Source organism: Paenibacillus sp. PAMC21692 (genome assembly GCF_014303795.1).
Classification (GTDB): Bacteria; Bacillota; Bacilli; order Paenibacillales; family Paenibacillaceae; genus Pristimantibacillus; species Pristimantibacillus agaridevorans.
Genome location: NZ_CP060293.1, coordinates 3444727 through 3465249, shown reverse-complemented (window position 1 = coordinate 3465249; position 20523 = coordinate 3444727). Strand labels below are relative to the sequence as shown.

The 20523-nt window shown below is 55.3% G+C and carries 17 protein-coding genes and 1 riboswitch; of the genes, 5 read left to right on the top strand and 12 right to left on the bottom strand.

Going from position 1 to position 20523, the window contains the following annotated elements; translation table 11 throughout:
• Nucleotides 1-30: 30 nt before the first annotated feature.
• Nucleotides 31-1380 (bottom strand): copper resistance D family protein, encoded by a 1350-nt coding sequence (locus H7F31_RS13635; protein WP_187104619.1) that lies wholly within the window; start codon nucleotides 1378-1380, stop codon nucleotides 31-33.
• 152 nt (nucleotides 1381-1532) lie between these two features.
• On the opposite strand from H7F31_RS13635, the gene H7F31_RS13630 reads away from it, so the two are divergent.
• The 3 genes from H7F31_RS13630 to H7F31_RS13620 all read left to right on the top strand — a co-directional run bounded on the left by H7F31_RS13630 (nucleotide 1533) and on the right by H7F31_RS13620 (nucleotide 3608).
• The gene (locus H7F31_RS13630; RefSeq protein WP_187104618.1) at nucleotides 1533-1712 is read left to right on the top strand and encodes a hypothetical protein; all 180 of its coding nucleotides are present in this window, start codon (nucleotides 1533-1535) and stop codon (nucleotides 1710-1712) included.
• 122 nt (nucleotides 1713-1834) lie between these two features.
• Nucleotides 1835-3214 (top strand): Glu/Leu/Phe/Val family dehydrogenase, encoded by a 1380-nt coding sequence (locus H7F31_RS13625; RefSeq protein ID WP_187104617.1) that lies wholly within the window; start codon nucleotides 1835-1837, stop codon nucleotides 3212-3214.
• Between the two features lie 82 nt (nucleotides 3215-3296).
• Entirely contained in the window at nucleotides 3297-3608 is a 312-nt protein-coding gene (locus tag H7F31_RS13620) for a hypothetical protein (protein WP_261800414.1), read from the top strand.
• A 1008-nt stretch (nucleotides 3609-4616) separates the two neighbouring features.
• Here the strand turns inward: H7F31_RS13620 and H7F31_RS13615 are convergent.
• The 3 genes from H7F31_RS13615 to H7F31_RS13605 form a co-directional block, all read right to left on the bottom strand.
• A complete protein-coding gene (locus H7F31_RS13615) occupies nucleotides 4617-5423 on the bottom strand; it encodes a hypothetical protein (RefSeq protein WP_187104616.1) in 807 nt (268 codons plus the stop codon).
• A gap of 3 nt (nucleotides 5424-5426) precedes the next feature.
• Nucleotides 5427-6005 carry a Pvc16 family protein gene (locus H7F31_RS13610; RefSeq protein ID WP_087566844.1) on the bottom strand — a complete coding sequence of 193 codons (579 nt, stop codon included), beginning with the start codon at nucleotides 6003-6005 and terminating at the stop codon, nucleotides 5427-5429.
• Nucleotides 6006-6161: 156 nt separating this feature from the next.
• Entirely contained in the window at nucleotides 6162-8354 is a 2193-nt protein-coding gene (locus H7F31_RS13605; protein WP_187104615.1) for an ATP-binding protein, read from the bottom strand.
• A gap of 257 nt (nucleotides 8355-8611) precedes the next feature.
• Between H7F31_RS13605 and H7F31_RS13600 the strand changes: the two genes are divergently transcribed.
• The gene (locus tag H7F31_RS13600) at nucleotides 8612-10636 is read left to right on the top strand and encodes an eCIS core domain-containing protein (RefSeq protein WP_187104614.1); all 2025 of its coding nucleotides are present in this window, start codon (nucleotides 8612-8614) and stop codon (nucleotides 10634-10636) included.
• A gap of 117 nt (nucleotides 10637-10753) precedes the next feature.
• Here the strand turns inward: H7F31_RS13600 and H7F31_RS13595 are convergent, their stop codons facing one another.
• Nucleotides 10754-11710 (bottom strand): aldolase catalytic domain-containing protein, encoded by a 957-nt coding sequence (locus H7F31_RS13595; RefSeq protein WP_187104613.1) that lies wholly within the window; start codon nucleotides 11708-11710, stop codon nucleotides 10754-10756.
• Between the two features lie 165 nt (nucleotides 11711-11875).
• Nucleotides 11876-12052: riboswitch (cyclic di-AMP (ydaO/yuaA leader) on the top strand.
• 3 nt (nucleotides 12053-12055) lie between these two features.
• Between H7F31_RS13595 and H7F31_RS13590 the strand changes: the two genes are divergently transcribed.
• Nucleotides 12056-12499 carry a hypothetical protein gene (locus tag H7F31_RS13590; protein WP_187104612.1) on the top strand — a complete coding sequence of 148 codons (444 nt, stop codon included), beginning with the start codon at nucleotides 12056-12058 and terminating at the stop codon, nucleotides 12497-12499.
• A gap of 117 nt (nucleotides 12500-12616) precedes the next feature.
• On the opposite strand, the gene H7F31_RS13585 is transcribed toward H7F31_RS13590, so the two are convergent.
• The 7 genes from H7F31_RS13585 to H7F31_RS13555 all read right to left on the bottom strand — a co-directional run bounded on the left by H7F31_RS13585 (nucleotide 12617) and on the right by H7F31_RS13555 (nucleotide 20374).
• Complete coding sequence (locus tag H7F31_RS13585; RefSeq protein ID WP_187104611.1) at nucleotides 12617-13399, bottom strand: ABC transporter permease; 783 nt, start codon at nucleotides 13397-13399, stop codon at nucleotides 12617-12619.
• A 10-nt stretch (nucleotides 13400-13409) separates the two neighbouring features.
• Nucleotides 13410-14216, bottom strand: a complete 807-nt coding sequence (locus tag H7F31_RS13580; protein ID WP_108991985.1) for an ABC transporter permease — start codon at nucleotides 14214-14216, stop codon at nucleotides 13410-13412.
• Complete coding sequence (locus H7F31_RS13575; RefSeq protein WP_187104610.1) at nucleotides 14213-15205, bottom strand: ABC transporter ATP-binding protein; 993 nt, start codon at nucleotides 15203-15205, stop codon at nucleotides 14213-14215. Before H7F31_RS13575 ends, H7F31_RS13580 begins: the two co-directional genes overlap by 4 nt.
• Before the next feature lie 468 nt (nucleotides 15206-15673).
• On the bottom strand, nucleotides 15674-16429 hold the full coding sequence (gene kduD, locus H7F31_RS13570) for a 2-dehydro-3-deoxy-D-gluconate 5-dehydrogenase KduD (protein WP_187104609.1): 756 nt from the start codon (nucleotides 16427-16429) through the stop codon (nucleotides 15674-15676).
• A gap of 4 nt (nucleotides 16430-16433) precedes the next feature.
• Entirely contained in the window at nucleotides 16434-17228 is a 795-nt protein-coding gene (locus H7F31_RS13565) for a DeoR/GlpR family DNA-binding transcription regulator (protein ID WP_187104608.1), read from the bottom strand.
• Between the two features lie 88 nt (nucleotides 17229-17316).
• Nucleotides 17317-18147 (bottom strand): 5-dehydro-4-deoxy-D-glucuronate isomerase, encoded by an 831-nt coding sequence (gene kduI / locus H7F31_RS13560; protein ID WP_087566854.1) that lies wholly within the window; start codon nucleotides 18145-18147, stop codon nucleotides 17317-17319.
• Between the two features lie 238 nt (nucleotides 18148-18385).
• The gene (locus tag H7F31_RS13555) at nucleotides 18386-20374 is read right to left on the bottom strand and encodes a glycoside hydrolase family 127 protein (protein WP_187104607.1); all 1989 of its coding nucleotides are present in this window, start codon (nucleotides 20372-20374) and stop codon (nucleotides 18386-18388) included.
• Between the last annotated feature and the right edge of the window lie 149 nt (nucleotides 20375-20523).

Genomic DNA, 20523 nt, shown 5'->3' with positions numbered 1-20523 from the left:
TCGCGTCCTCCTGCCTTCCCTATCCGAATTCTAGTAACCCAGCTTAAAATCGAATTCCCGTTCCAGTTCCGTTCCGTCGCCAAGCGTCAAAGTGAACCGAGCCTTCCAGTTCCCCGCGCCGGACAGCTCCGTTTTCTTCGCCACGAAACGGAATTCGGTATAACCCGGGAACGGGATGTCGATGCCCGGCGGTCGGGATTCCAGTTCGATGTTAACGGCAGCGGACGGCTTCTTCTGCGGAATGATGGCCATGCCGATGCTCGCTGGCTCGCCTTTGTCCTCCGGCAGCCAGATCTGGAGTTCGACGTCGTTCGGTCCCGGCGCATTGGGTTCGATCTTTAAGGTATAATGCAGATCGTTGCCCATTCTGTGATAATTGACGGGATGGCTGGCCGGAGAGGGGCTGATTGTCGTAAACACCGCCACGATAATGAGCAGCGCCCCCATCAAGATCCCGTCAAGCTTAAGCAGGCTGCCGCGCGGCAGCTCGCCGCGTCGCGCGCTCCTTCGCAGCACGGCGCCGATCCCGATAACCAGCAGCACGACCGCCGTTTTCCCCATGAGCCATCTCCCCCAAGCGCCGCGCCACAGCGCCGACAAGTCCGGCAGCAACAGCCATGCCATTATAGCGCCCGTGACAACCAAGATGGCGATCATCAGCCAAGCGATACCCGAGAACGTCTCGGCGAAACGTCCGGCTTCCTTCCTGTCGTACCTCCAGAACAGCAGCAGCAGCACAACGCCGGATACCCACATAGACGAACACGCCAAGTGAATGAAATCAGATAAAACCGCGACCGTTAGCTCGTCCGATGCCGCCGGATGCCCGACCAAACTCTCCGTTGCAATCAGCAGCAATGCCCAAACGGCCTTGATGGCATCCGGAAGGCGAGCTACGATTAAACCAAAAGCCGCAAGTCCAACCATGACAAGCCAGACTTGTCCCGACGATGTCATCGTGAAAACCCGCAGCCAGTCGTCAAAGCCGCCTTGAAGCCCCGCAGCCACCCGGTTAGACTGAACGAACACATGAAGCAGAACGACCAGAAGCAACGCCTTTGCCATCGGCCCGGCCCACTTCCCCATCCACTCCCGCTGCCGCGCTCCTCTCTCGCCGGGCGATACGGCAAGGAATGTCAACATTTGGCCCGTCGTGACGAGCAACATGCCATAATAGAGCGCGCGAAGACCGTATACCGCGCTTTCCTTCAACCAGTAGGCGGTACCGCCGCCTTCTCCGTGAGCATGTAGAGCCGTCCCCGGACCGATGCCGCTGCCGGCGCCTGCGGTCTGCGGCAGCAGCGCCATGCCTGCTATTAGCAGCGCGGCGAAAACCGTACCTGATATTATTTTAAAACTATAGTCCTGTTTGTTGTGCAATGAAACCACCTGTCCTTCCTGCCAAGTCAGCATCTAGTGTACTAGACCGCGGAGAAAAGGACAATTGGCCCGGAAGGGCTACTCGTGCATAACGGCTAAGGAAAACGCCCATCATGTAGAGGGTTGACCATTGGCGGAAAGGAGGAATCGTAGTGGACAATCAGTACCATGTGGCGGAGCTTCGTCACCAAGAAGATGCGCTGGACGCCATTCGCCAGTTGGAAAACAGGCTGTCGAAGCAGAACGGCGGTCCAATCGCGCTGGTCGCCTATTCGGCCGAAGAGAAAAAGGAGCAGTCCGGGTTCGACGGTCCGGATAACGGATCGCATTGACAGGACAATATTGTGAACGCGATTGCCCTGTTCGGCAAAACATTAGCGATTTCAATGTAGCAGGCAACATATGGTACAATGGGGTCGCTAACACCAATACGCTTGCTAGGAGGACATCACTAATGGCTAGCCAGACAGGCGCAATCGTACAACAATCGTTATCCGCACTAATGGATGATCCCAAATTCCTATCACAGCTGCAAGGCGAGCTCCGCGAACGTTCGTTCCAGTCGCTTGCCGCCATTCTGTCCACGCCGAACAAAGTACATAAGGCATTCCTTCGTATCGCGCTCGGGGATGGAAACGTCGTCCGAATTCCCGCATTCCGGATTCAGCACAATGACGCGCTCGGACCCTACAAAGGCGGAATTCGGTTTCACGAGACGGTAAACGAAGAGGAAGTCACCAATCTCGCGGCGTTAATGACGCTTAAGAACGCGCTTCACGAAGTGCCGTTCGGCGGCGGCAAGGGCGGCGTGGTCATCAACCCCCGCAACTTCTCGGATAAAGATTTGTATCTCATCTGCAAAAAATACGTGCAATACTTCAGTGACGTACTGGGTCCCGACAAGGACATCCCCGCTCCCGATATGGGCACGGGCGAACGCGAGATGGACTGGATGATGGCCGAATACAAAAACATTCATCCCGGCAATCCCTATCTTGGCAGCTTCACAGGCAAAAGCATCGTCAGCGGCGGATCTCTCGGACGGCGCGAAGCAACGGGCAAAGGCGTCTACTTTACGTTCCGCTACATGCTGCATGATTACTTGAACGAACATGGCGGCTGGCTGTCGGGCAGCGATAACCCGTTCGCAAAAACGGCGCGGGAACACGCGGGCAGACCGCTGTCCGTCGCCGTACAAGGCTTCGGCAACGTCGGTTCGGTCGCGGCGCTGGAGGCGTACAAGTGCTCCGCATTGCGAAACCGCGTCGTAGCGGTCAGCGACCGCAACGTCACCTTGTACAATGAAGAAGGGTTGGACATTCCCGCTTTGATCGAATATGCTTCCACAAACAAAGGCGATCTTCCCGGAACGACGGAAGCGCTGGATGCTATTGGGCTCAAAGCGCAGGTGCTCGGACGCGAGGATGTGCTGTCCTTAAACGTAGACGTGCTTTTCCTTGCCGCTTTGGAGGATCAGATCCGCGAGGACAACGTATCGCAAGTGCAAGCCCGCATTATCGTGGAGGGAGCGAACGCCCCGATTACCGGCGAGGCGGACGCTATCCTGTCCGGGAAAGGAACCATCATCATCCCCGACATTTTGGCGAATGCCGGAGGCGTTATCGTCTCCTACTTCGAATGGCTGCAGGGACGGGAGACGCAATTTTATACAGAAACCGAAATATTTAAACTGCTGTTCGCGAAGATGCAAAAGACGATGAACAGCATCCTTCCCGCCTACTTCGGAGATTCGATGACGCTTCGCCAGAGCTGTTACGTGCATGCGGTCATGAAGCTGTCCTCGGTCTTGTTCAGGCAAGGCAAACTGTATTAAGAGTTGAGTCGGCTGCGGCCTGAGGCAGGTGTAACTTAACGGCGAAACAATCGCTTCAGGCGGCTGGGGGTGGAAGGTAACTATGGAAGTAGAAGAATTCAACTTAATCAGCATCACGATCGGCAATAACATGTGGGAGAACCGCGAGCTCCGCTTCAAAGATGCCAAGCTGATGCTGGTCACTCAATACGGAGATAAGCTCTGGTACGTCGACGTGGCAGAATTGGACGATGCGGAAGTGCTGGACTGGCTTTCGCAAAATGAGAACATTCGGGTCACATTCGACGCCGTCGCCGATAACGGCGAGCGGCTGCAGGGCGCTGCCTACGCGCATCCCAACGCCGCTCATCGCGGACTCGCCATCCGCGGCGAGGGCGAGCTTCGCCGGCCGTAACGCGTTGACGTTGCTTTGCTGGCCGCTCATCGCGGACTCGATATCCGCAGCGAAGGCGAGCTTCGCTTGCTGAGACACGTTGACGGTTCGCTGCTAGCCGCTCATCGCGGACTCGCTATCCGCGGCGAGGGCGAGCTTCGCTCGCAGAAACGCGTTGACGTTCGCTGCGGTAGCATAAAAGCAGGTTTTATCGCCAATTCGAAAAGGCCCGTTATCGTTCGTTTTCGAACGACGCGGGCCTTTTTGTTGCGCAGATAGGATTTACAATCACTCTGGCGCTTGACCATATTCGAAATTTCATACACATTCGCACCAGTTACGCCTCTGCGGCACCATTGTACTCGAAATTTCATACACATTCGCATCAGTTGCGCCTCTACGGGACCATTGTACTCGAAATTTCATACACATTCGCATCAGTTGCGCCTTTACGGCACCATTGTACTCGAAATTTCATACACATTCGCATCAGTTGCGCCTTTACGGCACCATTGTACTCGAAATTTCATACAAATTCATACCTGCCGCGACTCTCCGGCACCATTGTACTCGAAATTTCATACATATTCGCATCAGTTGCGCCTCTACTGCACCATTGTACTCGATATTTCATACACATTCGCACCAGTTACGCCTCTGCGGCACCATTGTACTCGAAATTTCATACACATTCTCACCAGTTGCTCCTCCGTGGCACCATTGTACTCGAAATTTCATACACATTCGCATCAGTTGCGCCTTTACGGCACCATCGTACTCGAAATTTCATACACATTCACACCTGCCGCGACTCTCCGGCACCATTGTACTCGAAATTTCATACACATTCGCACCTGCCGCGACTCTCCGGCACCATTGTACTCGAAATTTCATACACATCTGCACCTGCCGCGTCTCCAAGACACCATTGTACTCGAAATTTCATACACATCCACACCTGCCGCGACTCAAAAGCACCATTAGTACCTTTATAATAATGCGAGCTTCGTTTCGAGAGTCGCCAGCCACTCACTTCGCCCAGACGAAGTCAGGCAGCACGTTCGTCTTTCCTTGCTCCAGCGGCCACCGTTCCTCCAGCGTACGATCTTCGTGCCTTAGCCGGACGGCGACGCCACCGGCAGGCGATACGCGTCCACGGAACGGCAGCAATACCCAGCCGTCCCGATCACTCACCGCAGCGGCTGCCGGAAGCAGCAGCGTATGACGCTTCCACCGGCCTGCTGTTGGCCTGTCCAGCTCAAGCCGCAGCTCCTCCCCGTCCTCGGTCGGCAGCACGCGGAACCATTCGGCCCCCTTGCCGTCTTTGCCGCGCACGGCCAGCGCGTCGCCGTTTTTAAGCTTCGTCGCGCCGGGCAAGCAACGAAGCTTCGTGCTGCCCGGGGCAACCTCCTCGTCCAGAATTCGTCCTCTAGCCATGCTGTCGTCCTCCACATAAGCGAAAACGTCCACGTCCGACAACGGTTTCCCTGCACCGTCCGTCAATCTGCGAATAATACCGGAGGCGGATGTCGGAGGAGTGTATCTTCTATTTGGCATTAAAAAGAGCTCGACGACGGGATGACCTTGCTTCAACGTCGACAGATCGACTTGTCTGGCACATGGCAGATACATGTCGGACTCCACGATTATTGTGCAATAATTACCGTGGATGTCCAGAAACGCCCAGCTGCCTTCCGACGTGCGAAGCGGAGTCGCCCGGACATCCTCGAGTCTCACCCTGACCGCAGAGGCAGCGGCCGGTCGGCCCGTCCATACATCAGTCGTCCGAATGACAAGCGAGCAACGGGATACGGTAGTGGATTGAGAGGAGTGCATGACTTATCCCCGCTCCTTCTCGCGTAGCGTGATGCGTCTCTCCACAACGCGGGCGGCCGGCTTGACGCGATTGGAATCCAGATGCACGGGACCGATCCGATACGCCAGCGAAAGCTTGTAAGGCGCATCCCCGAATTGCCACAGACGCGTCAGATCCTCCGTTCCGTAAGGCAATGGCGATATTTTGAGCCCGGCATCGGAATCGGCCAGCGTTCCCTCCAGCATCGGCCCCCGCAATACGCTATTGTCATGAAGAATCTGCGCAACCTTGCCCAGCAGTCGGTGCTCGTCAAGCGTGCGAGTCAAAATATCCGCGCTGGAATGTGCAGTTATTAGACATTCCAGATCAATGGAACGCGGCGGATAACGGAGCATATCGCCTTCGATCAGCATTTCCGTTCGACGCGATTCGTTGTTCTCCCTCACCGCGCATATGTATACCGATATGTTCAAGTCTCCCTTGTCCGCCGGACTCGCCATCCCGATCAGCTCCGGACGGGATACCGGATCCGGCGTCATTTCCTCGCGCAGCAGCTTGAGCAGGCTGGCGCCGGCGTCGGCAATTACCGTGTAGCTTCCCATTGTCTTCTCTCCCCCACCTGCCCGGCAATCGGTTTCATGCCGAAGTACGGGCCGGAAAAATAATGATGATTGGCCTTGCGAATACAACCATACACTACGAATACTACGAACCGAACTACTCTACGCTATTTTCCGTCCTGCACCTTCGTTTCATTATCATTCGCTGTAAGGCGCGAAAGCTCCCCGCATCGGAATTTTGCCAAGTTTCTGAAGCTCGGCGCGTGCCGAACGCACCATATGCGTCATTCCGATAGGCTGATGTCCGGATGCGGCAAGGAATGCGGCGGCGAGCACAATATTTTTGATATGGCCGCCCGATACCTCTACGCGTTGAGCCAGGAACGGCAGATCCAGATCCTCGGCCCGGGGAACGCCGACGGGAAGGAGAGACGCGAATATTCTCGCGCGATCTTCTGCGCTGGGGAATGGGAACTTAACGATGACGCTCATGCGCCGCAGCAGCGCCTCGTCCAAATTTTGCATAAGATTGGTGGCCAGAATCGTTACCCCGTCGTAGGCCTCGATTAATTGAAGCAAATAAGCCGCTTCCATATTGGCGTAACGATCGTGTGCATCCTTCACCTCTGTCCGTTTGCCGAACAGCGCATCGCCTTCGTCGAAGAACAGGATGGCGCCGCTCTGCCGAGCTTCCTCGAACAGCTCTCGCAGCCGCTGCTCCGTCTCCCCGATATACTTGCTTACGATCCGCGACAGGTCGACCCTGTACAGCTCCAGGCCGAGCTCTCCCGCCACAACTTCAGCCGCCATCGTCTTGCCCGTGCCCGGCGGCCCCGCGAACAGGAGATGGACTCCTGTACCGTAAGTCAATCTGCCGCCCAGTCCCCATCCTCCAAGCACCTGCTCTCTCAGCATATAACGCTTGCACGCCTCCCGAATGAGGTCAAGCGATTCATCCGGAATGATGAGATCTTCCCAGCTTCGGCGCGGCTCGATGGCAACGGCATGCTGCGCGAGCCGATGTCGGAACTGGCCTCTGGCCGCCGCGGCCAGATCGGCCCGGCTCGGCAGCGCTTCCCCCCGCCCGGCTGCAAGTACCAGCGCTTGCCGCCATGCCGTCGCGATCTGTCCCGGGGTGAAATGAAAGCGATCCGCGAGCTCAACGGCCAAAGTCCCATAGTCGGGAGCGCCCGGCGAGCTGGCAGCTTCTCCAAGCTCAGCCGCTTGCTTTTGCCACAGCTCCGCGCGAACCCGCGCAACGGGCGGCGGCAGCTCCGAGCTCCAGAAGGCGGATCCTTCCGGCAACGGCAATTCGCCGACGGCGCTTCGATCGCGAGCGATCCAGGCGACAAGCGGACGGCCCGCATGATCTGCGTAATCTCGCAGTGAGTCTCGCAGCTGTCCCAGCGACAAACGTTCCTTCCATCCGCCGTTCTCTTCCTCGAAAGCGATAATGGAGTCCGTCATCAGCGCTTCGCGGATAAGGTGATCCATGACGGTGCGAAGTCTCTCAGGTTCGGATGGCAGCGAAGCAAGCGAGACGACCAGCAGCCGCTGCCTCCGACGGGCGGCAAGACGGTGCATCAGCGCCCGCTTGCCTCCGCCTCGCGCCCCCCACAGCATGACAACGGGCAGACTGTCCGCCGGCCAGCTGTCGATCACCTGGCGAAGCACGTCTTCAACTTCCCCGGCTCCCTCCCAGGCAAGCTCGGGGTATTGCTCCGGATCGAGCGATTCCACACATTCGCCTAGCCTTCCGTCGAGCTTCTCCGTATCCAGCAGGAAGGTTACGACACGTTCGTCCAGCCGAAGCGGCGACTTGAGCGCCTGAGCGGAGGATTCGTCCCCTGGCGGCTGAAGCAGCCAGCGGCGGAGCTTGCCGTCTCTTCCTAACAGGACTCTGCCCAGCTTCCTGTCATCCTCCGAATCTCCCAACAGCCTCAAGGCCAAATCAACCGTTGCCGTTTTTGCAGTTGCATCGTCGTTTAGGTAGCCATACCACTTCTCATAGTTGCGATCTACCTCTACGGCTAGGCAAAGCACGACGCAGCGATATTCCCATACCGTAAGCCGGAGTGACGATGCCAGAGCGTATAAAGGCAGACCGAGTATGTCCCGTGCCCGTTCGGAGGTTTGTTCCTCCGATTCCCTCCGAAATGCCGCATAATCCTGCCATGCCCGAGCTTTGCTCTCGGCCATCTCCGCAGATTCCTCTTCCAGCAGCTCTTCCCTGCTCACGACCAGTCCTCTAAAGGCTGCAAGCGGATCCACGAACGGATCGTTGCCTCCAAGATCAAGCAGCGCGCGCAGGCCAGCGTCCAGCCAGATTAGTTCGTCCCTAATATGATCAACCGCTCCATAGACGCCAATCGTCTCGTCCGCAGCATTCATTTCCAGCGTTCCCCCGCATTCGGCACAGTCCGTCAACCCGTGCGATAATAACCTATATTTCTGCATTATATCACAGGATTGCCAAATACGTGGGAGTGGAATGAGAGAATGCAAGGGCCGAATCGACAGAGCGCTTGGCATATTTTGCAAAAGGGTATGACAGCTCCCGCGGCAATGGGATATAATCGGTTTACGAGAGTTAAAATGAACGTAGTAAAACGAATCTTGCGCTTATTCTCCAGGAAGATGGTGAATCCATGAAGGAATCTGCTGAACGACGACGCGCTCTAACGCGACATGAGCCTAAACTATCATCAAGGCTGCCGCGCTCGTCCCAGCCGGACTCGGCTGCCATTCAGCGCCGAAAGGATGGAAGTCCGACGGGCCAGTTAGCTCGGCTCCAGGCATCTGCGGGCAATCAAGCGGTTCTGCAGAGACTGAAGGACGAATCTACGGAGCTGCATGCCGCATCGCCGTCATCATCTTCCTCTTCCGGAGGGGGGAAAGGCATGCCCGAGGATTTGCAGGCCAAGATGGAACAATCGTTCGGAGCAGATTTCTCCAATGTGCGCATCCATGTCGGATCTCAAGCAAGTCAAGTCGGGGCGCTCGCTTATACGCAAGGTTCGGATATCCATTTCGCCCCGGGACAGTATAAACCCGATAGCCGCGACGGTCAGCAGCTGCTCGGGCATGAGCTGTCCCACGTTATCCAGCAGCGCGAAGGACGCGTCGCACCTACCGCCCAGCTCTCTACCGGACACGCGCTTAACGATAGTCCTGCCCTCGAACAAGAAGCCGATCGAATGGGAGCCAAGGCAGCGAATGCCCCAGAACCGGAGCATCAAAAACAAGCGGAGTCCGAGAGTGAAGAATTCCAGGATTTCGTTCAGCGCCAAACCGCGGATACAGGCGAACGGAGCTCAAGCTCCTCCACTTACGCCGATTCGCCCATCCAGCGCATGCCCCGCCCTTCCGAAGCGAAAAAGCAGCTTGGCGAACCGAAGGAGCATGCCACGATTCAGCCGGACAAGAAGTTTGGCATGGGCGAGACGCTTTCGAAGAACAACACGCATTATCGCGCTCTCCTGCAGAAGCTGGAGCTCTTCGACCGTTACGTAGACCAAGAGGTCGTTGGGAACACGCCAGAGAAAATCGACGATCAGCTCAACGTGATTATGTCGCTCTACAACGAAGTCGAGAACGTCAGCGATGCCTGCAGCAGTCACAATAAGAAAGACGACAAGGACCCCACGGCTGACTATATCCGCAGATTTAAGAAAGCCTTGCCTCTAGAGAAAAGAGCCGTTCGCTCTTCCGCGGCCGAATACAAGCTGGATCCGGCGAAGGATCGCCCGTTATGGGCACTCCTCACGAGCAAAGGCCTGCCGGGGCTTGCGGAAGATATAAACGGAGTTACGGGCACGGGCGGCAGCAATACGATCGCGCTCTTCGAAATCGGGCCAGATAAAAAAGGGATGTTCAAGGAAACAAAACTCGCGCTGCGATCCTATGAGGAGATGTCCGAGATGGCGTCCGAGAATAAAAAGGATTCGGCAGACGATGAAAACGGCAACGTGGCAATGGATAACAAAATCGATCGGGCGGGCGCTCGCCTGGCAGCTATGTCCCGATTGGACAAACTGCTAGACGCAGGCGTCATCGCCGGCGCGGAGATGGCATTACACAACTCGGGAATTAGCGGATCCGGCGGAAGATATAAATTTCTGAAGCCTTTAAACGATGATATCGAAGCGAGCCGCAAGGAATCGTTTAACGTGGATGACCCCGTCTTCCAACGGGCCATGTCGCGCTTGCAGTTAATCGATACTCTCGCCATGCAAGTTGACCTCCAAGGCGGAAACTTCATGATTGAACGCGATGATGACGGCAATGTGCTTGGAGTGAAGGGGCTCGACAACGATATGGCATTCGGCGCGCAGAGCGATCTGGATTCCAATCACCAGGAATACCCTGGCCTTAGCAAGTTCGTAGACAGAGAGCTGGCGAAACGCATCTTGGCTCTCAAGCCGGACGATCTGCGAACACTGATGGAGGATCTACTTACTCCTGCCGAGATTAACGCCCTAGTCGACAGGCTCGTCAAGCTTCAGAATCATCTTCGCAAGGAAGCGTCGAGACTGCTGGGCAGAGAGGAGTGGAGTACGGTAAATGAAATGCTGAGCCAAGGCGACACGAGTGATGGTTCGGACCTCGACATGCCAGCGTCGCATTCGCGGTCTAAGACGGCGCAGCAGGACCCCTTGCCGGAAGACGAATAACCGCATCTTCTGTATGCTATTCCATGACGAGTTTCCTATATTGAAAACAAAAAAGCGCCGTTCCGGAAGCTGAGCAGCATACCAGAACGGCGCTTTTGTTGTGGCGTCTGACTCCTCTTATTTGGAAATTTCCGGAGTAGTCAGTTGATCGTAGAAATCCACGCCATTGTCTTTGTTCTCGGAAGCGCGAAGCGCCATCGCGGAACGAGGATGCTCGTCGAGAATGCCCGTGATCATGTAAGGAATAATGTAACCCCATTCTTCCTTCTCGCGAAGCGGAATCATGTATTTCTCGATCATGTCCAGCACTGGACGCACGTTGTAGCGCGTATTTTGAAGCTGGGAGACGAGCAGTTCCGTGTTGCAGTTGCCCGCAGCGCGGCCCATGCCGTATACGGAAGCATCCAAAAGCTCTACGCCTTTGCCAGCAGCAAGAAGCGTATTGGCGAATGCCAGCTGCAAGTTGTTGTGGGCGTGAATGCCAAGACGTTTGTTCGGAAGATACTGTTGGAATTTGTCCACCAGGTAGGTGAAGTCTTCAGGCTTCAGGCTGCCGTAAGAGTCTACGATGTAGACTACATCAACTACGCTCTCGTTAATCGCTTGGAACGCTTCGATCAATTGGTTCTCCATGACGTTGGACAATGCCATAATGTTAAGCGTCGTCTCGTAGCCGCGGTCGTGGAACACCTTCACCAGCTCAAGCGCCTTGTCCACGTCTTGAATGTAGCAGGCAACGCGGATCAGGTCCAGCAGGCTCTCGCTGCGGGGAAGGATATCGTTTTCGTCGACGCGCCCGATGTCAACAAGCGCGGACAGCTTCGTATTGCCTTTGTTTGGAATAACCTTCTTCAGGAAGTCGTCGTTAAGGAAACGCCATGGACCGGCGTTCTCGGCGCCTTTGAGCAGCTTCGGAGAGTTTTTGTAGCCAATCTCCATATAATCGACTCCGGCTTCGTTAAGGCTATTATAAAGGTGCTGGACAAACTCGATGCTGAAATCCCAGTTGTTGACGAGTCCGCCATCCCGAATAGTACAGTCGACGATTTTGCAGTGACTTGTTTTCGATTGCATACGTACTGCTCCTTTGAATTGAACATGAGTTCATTTTTATCTACCATCATACTTGATAAGCCGCGGGAACGCAAAGAAAATATGTCGCTTTTTGCGATTTTTCCGCTCCTCCTGTCCGAATAACTCCTCATTTACAAATGGATATTTTAACGCTAAAATATTATGTAAACAATAACGCTTAATTTCTCCTTCCAGGGAGAAAACGGGGGAACCAACGCGAACCGGTCGCATGGCTGCATGGACCGCACGCAGGGGGTGAATCCGGGGATTTGTGCCCCCGGTAGGGTTTTCTCTCTAACCCGAATCCGACAGCTAACCTCGTCAGCGGAAGAAGGAGAGATGAACATGTCTTTATTCCTGGAAAATTCTTCATTCCCCATCGAGCTGCCCCAGCATGTCAACATCAGCCGCATCGAACTATTCGTCATTCCCGCTCTCGCCGTCGACTCGACCGGATTTCGTGTATGTCTCAGGCTGACCAGCGATCTTGGCATCGGCTGGAGCGAACAATTCATCTGCGAGAACGACGCCAGCTTCGATCTGGAGCATTGGAGAGAGCTTCTTCAATCGTTCATTGGCCGCTTCCCGCTTAGTTCGGTAACCGAACGTTTGACCGAGATTATTATGAGCAGAGGGGAATCCGACAAGCGGGTGTGTCAGATGTTCATCACAGGCATGGAGCAGATTCGGGAGATGGGCATGATGCCAGGCATCGGTTCTGTCACTGCCTTCCAGGCCGAGGAATCCGTGCTGCAACAACGCGCCGTCGCCTACCTGTCGCTGGATTAGGGATCGCTGCAAGTTGAAATTTCGGACTCCTTAATTCATGGAGCCGCGTAATGAAAAAGAGCCCGGGCACCATCCACGGCGGATGTTGTTCGGGCTCTTGGTCTGTACTTCTTGCCGTTAAGAACCAGTCGAGCGGTAATGCCTGACACCGATCCTCCATACCAGCAGGCATGGGAGCAGAAATAACAGACCTCCGAAAGGCACCAGCATTCCTGTTACCCAGTTCCCCTCCTCCTTGTCCAGCAAATACATAAGGGGCAAATACGTCACGCACCCGAACGGGACGATAAACGTAAAGAACCGAGTCACCCACTTCTCATAGATCGTCAGCGGATATTGCGCCATCTCGCGGCCTCCGTCGGTGAACACGTTCGCGATCTCAATCGCTTGTATGGTCCAGAAGCAGAAGGTAGCCGCCAGGATAAAGATGCCCGTGAAGATCATCACGCCGTTAAATACCATAAAGAACAGCGTAATCGCTTTGGGAAAGCTCCATACTTGAGGCAGATTCGCGATGGACCAGATCAGCACAATCGTGCTCTGCAGCAAACGTCCGATACGCGTAAATTCGAACTTCGAGCCCAGCACCTGGACGACAGTGCCGCGCGGTCTTACCAGCAAACGGTCGAAGTCTCCGCTGGCGACCAGGCTGGAGAAGGCGTCGAATCCCCTTGCGAAGCATTCGCTAAGAGAAAACGACAAGTGAATGACCGCGAAGCAAAGCGTCACCTCGAAGAAACTCCAGCCCTCCAACTGCCCGAATCGCTCGAACATGAAATACAGCCCCCCGAACACCATAAACGGGATAAAAAATTGGCCTACGCTGAGCAGCAAGAACGAGGTTCTGTACTGCAGCTGCGACTTGAGTTGAATATTCAAATAACGGAAATATAATGACATCGCGTTCTCCTCACCCTCCTTGCACAACGACGTTGCGAAGCGCCTTGCGCATCAGCCACATGCCGAACGCAGCCAATGCCGCTATCCAACCAAACTGTACGCCGATGCCGATCAGCGCTTCCTGCTGCGGGATATGTCCCGAATAGACGCGGAACGGGAAGTCTGTCGTCCAGCGAAACGGCAGCGCATACGTTATTCGCTGCAGCCACTCCGGCATAAGCGGCACTGGGATGACCATGCCCGCCAGAAACTCTCCCGCCACCGAGATCATAAGCATGGATCCCGTCGGCGACATCGTCCAGAATACCGAGATGTAAATCAGCATGGAAATCGCCACGACGAGAATCAAGCCAAGCAGCAGCGATACGACAAACAGCAGCAGCGCCGTCCAGCTTGGAGGAGCGCTTAGCCCATAAGGCTCCGGCAACAGAAACACAACCGTCGTAATGGGAAAGCAGCGAAGCACGGCGCCCGCCACCCGCTGGGCAAGCAGCTTGGAAAACCAGAACGGGTACAGCCCCATCGGCCTGCATAACTCGTAAGCGATATTGCCGCTCGTAACCATGGCGAATATTTCGTTATCCCTGATCCACAACATAATTAAGGAAAGAAAAATTTGTTGGAGCCACACGTAAGTAATTAAGTCCTGAAGGGGAAAAGCAGTGGAATCCCCGCCGCCGCTTCTGTAGAAGGCCGCGAAGATCATAATGAAGACAAATCCGAAAAACAGCTGAGTGGCCATGCCGGCCAGCGCCGCCGCGCGGTATTGCATGCCGTTGATAAAACGCAGCCGCCAGATCGAAACGTAGGCTCTCATATTTGATGCTCCTCATACAGCTGCACGATCATCTCGTCAATGTCCTTGGAGTCGACGCTTATGTCCAACAGCTCGACCGATCCCGACAGCTGCGCAATGACGTCCGCCAGTACGACGGATTCCGTATCGAAGCTGTATACGGCACGCTCTGTCGACCATTCCAGTCTCGTCGCGCCAGGAATTTCGACCGGCTCTCCCCCGTATTCGCGGTAGTCTGCCGTAATCGTACGTCCTGTGCCGAAGCGGCTTCGCAGCTCTTCCAACGAACCATCATAAAGCAACGTTCCTTTGCCGATCATGAGAATCCGGTCCGCGAGCGCCTCGATATCGCTCATGTCATGCGTCGTCAGGATGACGGTGACGCCCCTCTCCTGATTGATCCTGCGAATAAAACTTCTGACCGCAAGCTTGCTGACGGCATCCAGCCCGATCGTCGGTTCGTCGAGGAACAGAATTTTGGGGCTGTGGAGCAGCGATGCCGCAATCTCGCAGCGCATCCGCTGTCCGAGACTAAGCTGCCTGACCGGAACGCCGAGCAAATCTGCGAGCGCAAGCATTTCCGTCAACACGGCCAGGTTCTCCCTGTACATCTCATCCGGAATCCGATAGATGTCGCGCAGCAGTTCGAAGGAGTCGATGACCGGGACATCCCACCAGAGCTGCGAGCGCTGGCCGAATACGACGCCGATATGCCGTACATAATCCGTTCTTTCCTTCCACGGCGTATATCCCATGATGGAGCAGGTGCCGCCGTCCGGCACAAGAATGCCGCTCATCACCTTGATCGTCGTCGACTTCCCGGCGCCGTTTGGCCCGATATAACCGACGATCTCTCCTTCGTTGACCGTGAAGGAGATGTCCTTTAATGCTTCCACGATACGATGCTTGCGAACAAACAGCGCCTTCACCGCCTGACGCAGCCCCGCGGTGCGCTCTGCTACTTTGAAACTTTTGCCGATGCCAGTTAACTGAATAATACCTTTTTCCATAGTTGTAAGCGTTATCCTCCTGTTAGAGTCGGAAGAAGAATATATCTCATACGACGGAGGTTGTAAAGAGGTAATTTCAAAAAGTTTCGTGAACGATGGAAATTCATCCAATTTCACCGATTTTCGGCGCCGTTGCGCGATATTTGCTTCGTCCGGCGGATAACCCGATTTTTAGGCTTTGCAACAAAAGCGGCCCCGCTAAGGCGACCCCGCAGCTCGTTGCAAGCCATAGGCGTTTCTTACGCTTATGGACTCTAATCATAGTTACTTTGCGAACCATCGACGTTTTTAACGCCTACAGCTGCTCGTTCGCCTACTTTTTGGTGCCATAAGCGTTGCTAACGCCTATGGTTGCTAATCTTACTGCTGAAACTCATTATCCACAGTTTGGTATGTCGTATAATTTCCTAAAAACAAAAAATCTCCAAGCGGAGTCATTATCCGCTCGGAGATATTACCTGAAATCTATTATCTAACCAGCCATCCGCCATCAACGGCAAGGATATGGCCGTTCATGTAGTCGGATGCAGACGAAGCGAGGAAGACGGCCGGGCCGATCAGATCCTCGGACGTGCCCCAACGGCCGGCCGGGATGCGCTGCAGGATCTGCGTGCTGCGGACAGGATCTTCGCGCAGCGCTTCCGTGTTGTCCGTGCTCATGTAGCCCGGCGCGATCGCGTTCACTTGAAGTCCCTTGGCCGCCCACTCGTTCGCCAGCGCCTTTGTGAGGCCGGCGACCGCGTGTTTGCTAGACGCGTAGCCCGGCACCGTAATGCCGCCTTGGTACGAGAGCATCGACGCGATATTGATAATTTTGCCGGAGCCCTGGGCAATCATATGTTTGCCCGCGAGTTGGCAAAGGATGAACACCGAATTCAGGTTGACGTCCATTACGTCCTGCCAGTCCTCATAGCTGTGCTCTACGGCAGGGGTACGGCGAATAATGCCCGCGTTGTTGACCAGGATGTCTACGCCGCCAAGCTCGTCTACCGTACGCTCAACTATGCCCGTAAGCTTGGTGCGGTCGCCGACGTCCGCCTGAATCGTAATCGCTTTGCGTCCCATCTCCGCGATTTTTGCAGCGGACTTGTCCGCCGGCGTCCGGTTTGTGACCAGCGCCACATCGGCGCCCGCCTGGGCAAGTCCTAATGCGATAGCCTCGCCGAGCCCTCGGCCCGCTCCGGTCACGATCGCTTTTTTGCCCGTCAGATCAAATAAAGCCATTTGCCTACACCTTTCCTCTCGTTCGTTTTCCGCTTGCCGGAACCTCCGCCTTCATAATCGTCAGTCCCAGCGCTTCGTAACGCTCCTCCACTTCGGGCGAAATGCCGCCATCCGTTATGATGCAATGGACATCGTTTAACGCCGCATACGTAATAAGCGCGCCCCTGTCGAATTTGCTATGGTCCGCGATGACATACGTTCGCCTGGCGTTGTCGATATAAAGCCGCTTGAGCTTGGCCAGCTCTTCGGTAAAGATCGTAAGTCCATATTCCGGATGAATGCCCGTCGTCGACAGAAACAGCTTGTGTACGTTAAGCCGGTTGATCCACTCCTGCGATTCTCCGCCGATGAGCAAGTTGTTATGGCGATACCCGCCGGGAACGACGAGCCGTATCGCATCCTTCAGCGTCAGCTCTCGAATAATGAGCAGATCGTTGGTCAGCACCGTAAGCGGCATATTGGGCAATTGCCTAGCCAGCTCCAGCGTGGAGCTGCCCGCATCGAGCGCGATGATGTCGTTCGGTTCGATGCAGCTAAGCGCCAGGGTTGCGATTGCCGCCTTCTCCGCCTGATGTTTGGCATTCGGAATCTGAAGCGGCAGGAAGCTGTCCTCGCCTCCCTGCTCCAGTACCGCGCCGCCATGCGTCCGTTTGAGCAGGCCTTTCTCCTCGAGCTTCTCCAGATCCTCGCGGACCGTCTTCTCCGTTACCGAAAATAACTCGCTCAGCTCCGACACTTTAACCGCGCCGCTCTCGCCCAGCTTCTCGATGATTCTCCGATGGCGTTCTGCAGCAAGCATGGCGCCCCTCCTCCATTAAAGCCTCATGGAGCTATTCTACCACATAGGAATTTATAAGTGACCTGGGAAGAACTTCGATCGATTTTTTTTACTTCAGGCCGCTTGCCGGGACAACATCCATGTCCGTAAATGTGTAGTTCTCGCCGGCCATCGACCAGCAGAACGTGTAGTTGCTCGTGCCTACGCCGGAGTGGATCGACCACGGAGGCGAGATGATCGCCTGCTCGTTGCCCACGACCAGATGACGCGTTTGCGAAGGCTCGCCCATCATGTGGAATACGCGAGTCTCTTCGGCCATATCGAAGTAGAGATAGGCTTCCATGCGGCGGTCATGCACGTGGGAAGGCATCGTGTTCCATACGCTGCCCGTCTGCAAGCTTGTTACGCCCAGCATCAGCTGGCAGCTTTGAATGCCGTCGGCATGAATGTATTTGTACAGAACGCGTTCGTTGGATGTCTCTTGCGCGCCCAAATTAAGCGGGTTCGCTTCTTCGCGCGTCATCTTGCGGGTAGGCAGCTCTGCATGAGCCAACGCAGAACAGAAGTACAGCTTGGCCGGATTCGCGGAATCCTTGCTAGCCAGCTTCACATCGCGTTTGCCTTTGCCAACATACAGCACGTCCAGCTTGTCCAGCTCGTACGCTTCGCCGTCCACCGTAATAATGGCAGGACCGCCAATGCTGAGAAAGCCGATCTCGCGGCGTTCCAGGAAATATTCCGTGCGAAGCGCGTCGCCCGCATCCAGAGCAATCTCTTCGCCCACTGGCTGAGCGCCGCCGACTACCATGCGGTCATAATGCGTGTATGTCATGTTGAGCTTGTTCGGCTCGAACAGGCTTTCGATCAGAAACTCCTGGCGCAGTCTCTCCGTATCGTATTGTTTTACATCGGTTGGGTTAGTCGTATGACGAATATCCATGAATGAATAGCCTCCTTAGGATTTTGTCCGGCATCTACGCACCATCTGGCGCTAAACATACCGAAAACGTTTGTTTTTGTTCATTTATAATCATATCACACATTTTCAAACTTAAATAGACCCCATTTGTAAACTCCTTTTGTAAAAAGGAAATTCCATTTTCAAAAATAAATGGAAGCGGAAGGACCTTCAAAGAGGCCTATCCCGCTCCCATCGCTATCTTGTTAAAGACTGATGATCAAGCTTGAGCTGCAAGCTCCTTGATCCATACGGCCATCTCGCCTTTGCCCCGGTTAGCCCAGGCATAATAGGGGATAAACGTGACGGAAGCCGGCACCGTCGTCCTTGACTCGTCCGCTCTGTACAACGCCGAACCCCAGCCCTGTTGCCCGCTGTCGTCATCGGCCAGTCGGCATGCAGCTCCTTGCACCGTCATGATGCCGCCTAGCAGATCAGCACCCCACTGGGCTTCTAGAGCAGTACCGGCTGCCAACATGATGCCGCCAAGCTGAGAGCCGTTGTCCGCCTCCTCCAGACAATAGACGAGCGGGCCGCGCTGCAGCGCAATCTTGCCGACATTGTAACGCACAAGCGGATGACTTCTAACGCGCTGTACCGGCATCACGAAGACGATATCCAATACATCGCCGTCCTGCCATTGCCGTCGAAGCCGGATAAAGCCGTTCTCGACCGGCAGTCCCGATAACGTCTCGCCATTAAGCCTCACGGATACAGACGGACTCCAACCTGGCATGCGTATTGCCAGCTCGAATTCAAGCGATCCGTCCAGCTTGATCTCATAGCCGGTCTCGCCGCTCCAGGGCAAACTCGAACGCTGCTTGAGACCAAGCGAGCCGCCGCTCAGATCAAAGGCAGCTTCCCCGCCGATAAACAGATTGGAATAGATGACATCGCCATGAATGGTATAGGCATAATCGCCAAGCGATGCCAGCAGCCGTGCGATGTTCGGCGGGCAGCATGCACATCCGAACCATTCTTGACGTACCGGCTTCACATGGTTGAAGCCAGGATTCCCTCCTTCGCACACATGAGGGGCTGCCTCCAACGGATTGACGTAGAAGAAGCTGCGCCCATCCTGCGCCATGCCCGCAAGCACCGTGTTGTAGAGCGCGCGCTCCATAACGTCGGCGAACTCCCCCTTCGGATTCAGCTCCATCATTCGTTTGGCAAAAAAAATCAAACCGATCGATGCGCATGTCTCCGCATAGGCGGTATCGTTAGGCAAGTCATAGTCAACGGTAAACGCCTCCCCTGCAGCCGTCGCGCCGATGCCGCCCGTTACGTACATTTGGCGTTCCGTGATGTTGCGCCATAGCCTCTCGCACGCTTCCGCGAGCGCAACATCCCCCGTCGCCTTCGCCACGTCCGCCATCCCGGCGCACATATAGACGACGCGCACCGCGTGGCCAATTGCGACCGACTGCTCCCGGACGGGAAGATGCGCCTGAAAGTACGCATGGTTGATCTTGCCGATCTCGCCTTTATGCCAATGCGTCGTCCGGCCGCGGCGATCCGCTTCCGCTTCGAAGAAACTCGGCGAATTGCCACGCTCGTCGATGAAATACCGAGCAAGCGCCATATAGCCGTCGTTTCCGGTCGCGCGGGCCAGCTTTGCCAGCGCCAGCTCGACCTCCTGATGGCCGTCGTAGCCCGGTATTTGGCCCGGACCGTTCCCGAACGTCTCGCCGATCAGGTCGGCGAATCGGCATGCGATGTCCAGCAGCGCGGTTTTACCCGTTGCCTCGTAATAAGACACCGCCGCTTCCATCAGATGGCCCGCGCAATACAGCTCGTGGCATTCCGTCAAATTCGTAAATCGTTTGCCAGGCTCCTTCAACGCGTAGAACGTGTTCAGATAACCGTCCGCTTCCTGCGCCCTCTCTATTGTGGCGATCAGCTCGTCCGCAACGGCCTCAAGCTCCGGCTCCCGTCTCTCCCGCAGCAAGTATCCGACAGCCTCCAGCCACTTGTACAAATCGCTGTCCTGGAACACAAACCCGCTGAATTCCGCTCCCAGTTCCCCTGCCGCAGCCTTCATATTTCGTACAGCGCGGCTTGGCTCTGCTCCTTCCACCCTGTCGTTCAGCGCTTCCCATTGATACGGAACGACCACGTTGCGTACAAGATCGCGATATCCATTCCAGAAAACATCGTCCACCTTCACGTTATTTCCAGTGGGCGTAAATAATCTATTCGTACCAGCCATTCCATTCCACCCTTTCGTGCACTTTGTTATTTAATCGTTTTCATCCTGCTTAGTTATATTGTAATTACGGTTACTGCGTAATAAAATCAATAAAAGCAACCATTCGCTTACTCGATTTCACACTCCATTGACTTCAATCCAATTTAGAG

Excerpts from the sequence above, each read along its gene's own strand:
- H7F31_RS13580 (WP_108991985.1), bottom strand. The coding sequence starts at position 14,216 with ATGAGAGCCTACGTTTCGATCTGGCGGCTGCGTTTTATCAACGGCATG.
- H7F31_RS13565 (WP_187104608.1), bottom strand. The coding sequence starts at position 17,228 with ATGCTTGCTGCAGAACGCCATCGGAGAATCATCGAGAAGCTGGGCGAG.
- H7F31_RS13620 (WP_261800414.1), top strand. The coding sequence starts at position 3,297 with ATGGAAGTAGAAGAATTCAACTTAATCAGCATCACGATCGGCAATAAC.
- kduI (WP_087566854.1), bottom strand. The coding sequence starts at position 18,147 with ATGGATATTCGTCATACGACTAACCCAACCGATGTAAAACAATACGAT.
- H7F31_RS13605 (WP_187104615.1), bottom strand. The coding sequence starts at position 8,354 with ATGAATGCTGCGGACGAGACGATTGGCGTCTATGGAGCGGTTGATCAT.
- H7F31_RS13595 (WP_187104613.1), bottom strand. The coding sequence starts at position 11,710 with ATGCAATCGAAAACAAGTCACTGCAAAATCGTCGACTGTACTATTCGG.
- H7F31_RS13600 (WP_187104614.1), top strand. The coding sequence starts at position 8,612 with ATGAAGGAATCTGCTGAACGACGACGCGCTCTAACGCGACATGAGCCT.
- kduD (WP_187104609.1), bottom strand. The coding sequence starts at position 16,429 with ATGGCTTTATTTGATCTGACGGGCAAAAAAGCGATCGTGACCGGAGCG.
- H7F31_RS13585 (WP_187104611.1), bottom strand. The coding sequence starts at position 13,399 with ATGTCATTATATTTCCGTTATTTGAATATTCAACTCAAGTCGCAGCTG.
- H7F31_RS13610 (WP_087566844.1), bottom strand. The coding sequence starts at position 6,005 with ATGGGAAGCTACACGGTAATTGCCGACGCCGGCGCCAGCCTGCTCAAG.
- H7F31_RS13625 (WP_187104617.1), top strand. The coding sequence starts at position 1,835 with ATGGCTAGCCAGACAGGCGCAATCGTACAACAATCGTTATCCGCACTA.
- H7F31_RS13615 (WP_187104616.1), bottom strand. The coding sequence starts at position 5,423 with ATGCACTCCTCTCAATCCACTACCGTATCCCGTTGCTCGCTTGTCATT.
- H7F31_RS13575 (WP_187104610.1), bottom strand. The coding sequence starts at position 15,205 with ATGGAAAAAGGTATTATTCAGTTAACTGGCATCGGCAAAAGTTTCAAA.
- H7F31_RS13590 (WP_187104612.1), top strand. The coding sequence starts at position 12,056 with ATGTCTTTATTCCTGGAAAATTCTTCATTCCCCATCGAGCTGCCCCAG.
- H7F31_RS13555 (WP_187104607.1), bottom strand. The coding sequence starts at position 20,374 with ATGGCTGGTACGAATAGATTATTTACGCCCACTGGAAATAACGTGAAG.